General features: G+C 44.0%; 1 protein-coding gene. It reads left to right on the forward strand.

Translation table 11 applies throughout. The annotated features are described in order from the left end of the window. The coding region (locus R7P35_RS25980; protein ID WP_411978900.1) for a methyltransferase RsmF C-terminal domain-like protein at positions 1-932 on the forward strand (932 nt) is incomplete at its 5' end. Between the last annotated feature and the right edge of the window lie 146 nt (positions 933-1,078).

The following is a 1,078-nucleotide window of genomic DNA, read 5'->3' on the forward strand; positions in this document are numbered from 1 at the left end:
CTTTGAGCAACTTTGATGGTCGCGTTTTTGGTGGTTGGTTACCTGAACAATTTGATGCGGTATTGCTTGATGCCCCTTGTTCTGGCGAAGGCACAGTTCGTAAAGATGAAGATGCCATGAAGAATTGGACACAAGCGTCCGTTCTAGAAATCGCAGATACGCAAAAAGATCTCATTGAAAGCGCATTCCACGCACTTAAGCCTGGTGGTGTGCTAGTTTACTCAACGTGTACGTTAAGTACCGAGGAAAACCAGCAAGTTTGCCATCACTTAAAAGAAACCTTTGGTGACGCGGTTGAGTTTGAGAGTCTGGATGGATTATTTGAAAATGCCAACGCCGCATTAACAGAAGAAGGTTTCTTACACATCTTCCCTCAGGTTTATGACTGTGAAGGCTTCTTTGTTGCGCGTATTCGCAAACACCATTCTGTAGAGGCGCCACAAGTGAAAAAGCGCATGGGCAAATTCCCGTTCGTAAAAGCGTCGAAGAAAGAATCAGAAGAGATTTCAAAGCAACTACACAACGCATTGGATATTGAGTTACCTTCCGAAAGTACGGTTTGGCTCCGAGATAAAGACGTTTGGCTATTCCCAGATGCGCTTGAGCCTATGATTGGCGAATTACGTTTTTCTCGCATGGGCATTAAAATCGCTGAAGCACATAAAAATGGCTACCGTTGGCAACACCAAGTCGCTACCGCGCTGGCGACGGGTGCTGAAAGCAACGCTATTGAGCTAACGATTGAAGAAGCACGTGAATGGTACATGGGCCGTGATGTTCGTCCTCAAATCATTCCAGAAGGATTGAAAACAGGTAAAGGCGAAGTGCTAGTTAAGTACCAAGGTGCGATTATCGGTTTAGGTAAGTGGGTCAGTAACCGCATTAAAAATGGTCTTCCTCGTGAGTTAGTACGAGATAAGAACTTATTTTAAAGAAATGACGAACCATAAATAAATGAAAAGCCATCGTATTTGCGATGGCTTTTTAGTTCGTAAGTATGAAAGCTCGTAGGGCTGCTAGCGATTCAAGCTCGCTGTACTAAACTGAAGATATCAAAGTAACGCTTTGATACGGCATT

This window comes from Vibrio sp. Vb0304, from assembly GCF_033338995.1.
GTDB lineage: Bacteria > Pseudomonadota > Gammaproteobacteria > Enterobacterales > Vibrionaceae > Vibrio > Vibrio alginolyticus.